This window comes from Brevundimonas sp. RM1, from assembly GCF_052907225.1.
In genome coordinates this window covers 1-2,500 of record NZ_JBRERY010000047.1, presented here as the reverse complement: position 1 = coordinate 2,500, position 2,500 = coordinate 1, and the positions used below count along the sequence as shown (strand labels likewise).

The window sequence follows — 2,500 nt, the reverse complement described above, 5'->3', positions numbered from 1 at the left end:
GCGAGCGAACCGGGACCAGGCCAGTGCTCTTGTGAAATAAAGTCGAACGGAATGGAAAGTCCGGCCATAGCGGGTGACAGCCCCGTAGACGTCAAACAGCAAGAGACTCGAGTAGGGCGGGACACGTGAAATCCTGTCTGAACATGGGGGGACCACCCTCCAAGCCTAAGTACTCCTCTACGACCGATAGTGAACAAGTACCGTGAGGGAAAGGTGAAAAGCACCCCGACAAGGGGAGTGAAACAGATCCTGAAATCGGAAGCCTACAAGCAGTCGGAGCCGCCAAGCGCGGTGACGGCGTACCTTTTGTATAATGGGTCAGCGACTTCATGTGTCGAGCAAGCTTAAGCCGTTAGGTGTAGGCGCAGCGAAAGCGAGTCTGAATAGGGCGCTAAGTTCGACGTATGACGACCCGAAACCAGGTGATCTATCCATGAGCAGGATGAAGGTAAGGTAACACTTACTGGAGGTCCGAACCCGTGAATGTTGAAAAATTCTGGGATGACTTGTGGATAGGGGTGAAAGGCCAATCAAACCTGGACATAGCTGGTTCTCCGCGAAATCTATTTAGGTAGAGCGTCCGACGAATACCCTGGGGGGTAGAGCACTGGATGGTTGCGGGCTGCGCGAGCGGTACCAATACTAACCAAACTCCGAATACCCAGGAGTACTATCGGGCAGACACACGGCGGGTGCTAACGTCCGTCGTGAAAAGGGAAACAACCCTAACCATCATCTAAGGCCCCCAAGTCATGGCTAAGTGGGAAACGATGTGGGATTGCTTTGACAATCAGGAGGTTGGCTTAGAAGCAGCCATCCTTTAAAGAAAGCGTAACAGCTCACTGATCAAGCGATCCTGCGCGGAAAATGTAACGGGGCTAAAGCCATGCGCCGAAGATATGGGTTTGCAGTTTACTGCAAGCGGTAGCGGAGCGTTCCGTAAGCCTGTGAAGGTCAACTGTGAGGTTGGCTGGAGGTATCGGAAGTGAGAATGCTGACATGAGTAACGATAAACAGTGTGAGAAACACTGTCGCCGAAAGACCAAGGGTTCCTGCGTAAAGCTAATCTGCGCAGGGTTAGTCGGCCCCTAAGGCGAGGCTGAAAAGCGTAGTCGATGGGAAGCAGGTAAATATTCCTGCACCAGCTGGAAGTGACGGATGGCATAAGTCGTCGGGGCTTATTGGATTGTTCCCGGCGGTGGCGTTGTCCCTGGAAATAACTCCAGCAGAGACCGTACCCGAAACCGACACAGGTGGTCAGGTAGAGTATACCAAGGCGCTTGAGAGAACTGTGCTGAAGGAACTCGGCAAATTGCACGCGTAACTTCGGAATAAGCGTGACTCACCCTGGGCAACCAGGACTGAGTGGCACAAGCCAGGGGGTAGCGACTGTTTAGCAAAAACATAGGGCTCTGCGAAGCATCAATGCGACGTATAGGGTCTGACGCCTGCCCGGTGCCTGAAGGTTAAAGGGAGGAGTGAAAGCTCCGAACTGAAGCCCAGGTAAACGGCGGCCGTAACTATAACGGTCCTAAGGTAGCGAAATTCCTTGTCGGGTAAGTTCCGACCTGCACGAATGGCGTAACGACTTCCCCACTGTCTCCAGCACAGGCTCAGTGAAATTGAATTCCCCGTGAAGATGCGGGGTTCCCGCGGTCAGACGGAAAGACCCTATGAACCTTTACTATAGCTTCGCCTTGGCGTTAGCGACCGTATGTGTAGGATAGGTGGGAGGCTATGAAGCCGGGGCGCCAGCTCTGGTGGAGCCATCCTTGAAATACCACCCTTACTGTCGTTGACGTCTAACCGAGGGCCGTTATCCGGTCCCGGGACATGGCGTGGTGGGTAGTTTGACTGGGGCGGTCGCCTCCCAAAGTGTAACGGAGGCGCGCGATGGTTAGCTCAGACCGGTCGGAAATCGGTCGTCGAGTGCAATGGCATAAGCTAGCCTGACTGCGAGACTGACAAGTCGAGCAGAGACGAAAGTCGGCCATAGTGATCCGGTGGTCCCGCGTGGAAGGGCCATCGCTCAACGGATAAAAGGTACTCTAGGGATAACAGGCTGATTTTGCCCAAGAGTCCATATCGACGGCAAAGTTTGGCACCTCGATGTCGGCTCATCACATCCTGGGGCTGGAGCAGGTCCCAAGGGTATGGCTGTTCGCCATTTAAAGTGGTACGTGAGCTGGGTTCAGAACGTCGTGAGACAGTTTGGTCCCTATCTGCCGTGGGTGTTCGAAGCTTGAGAGGATCTGTCCCTAGTACGAGAGGACCGGGATGGACATACCTCTGGTGGACCTGTCATGGCGCCAGCCGTGCAGCAGGGTAGCTAAGTATGGAATAGATAACCGCTGAAAGCATCTAAGCGGGAAACTAACCTCAAAACAAGGCTTCGCTGAGGATCGTGGAAGACTACCACGTTGATAGGCCAGGTGTGGAAGCGCGGTGACGTGTGAAGCTTACTGGTACTAATAATCCGATCGGCTTGATCGTTTCTCAG

1 rRNA gene (cut by a window edge) is annotated in these 2,500 nt (G+C 53.9%); it reads left to right on the top strand.

The window, feature by feature from the left end:
* A 23S ribosomal RNA gene (locus tag ACU5AP_RS15910) occupies window positions 1–2,493 on the top strand; it begins 288 nt to the left of the window's first position.
* The last annotated feature ends 7 nt before the right edge of the window (window positions 2,494–2,500 follow it).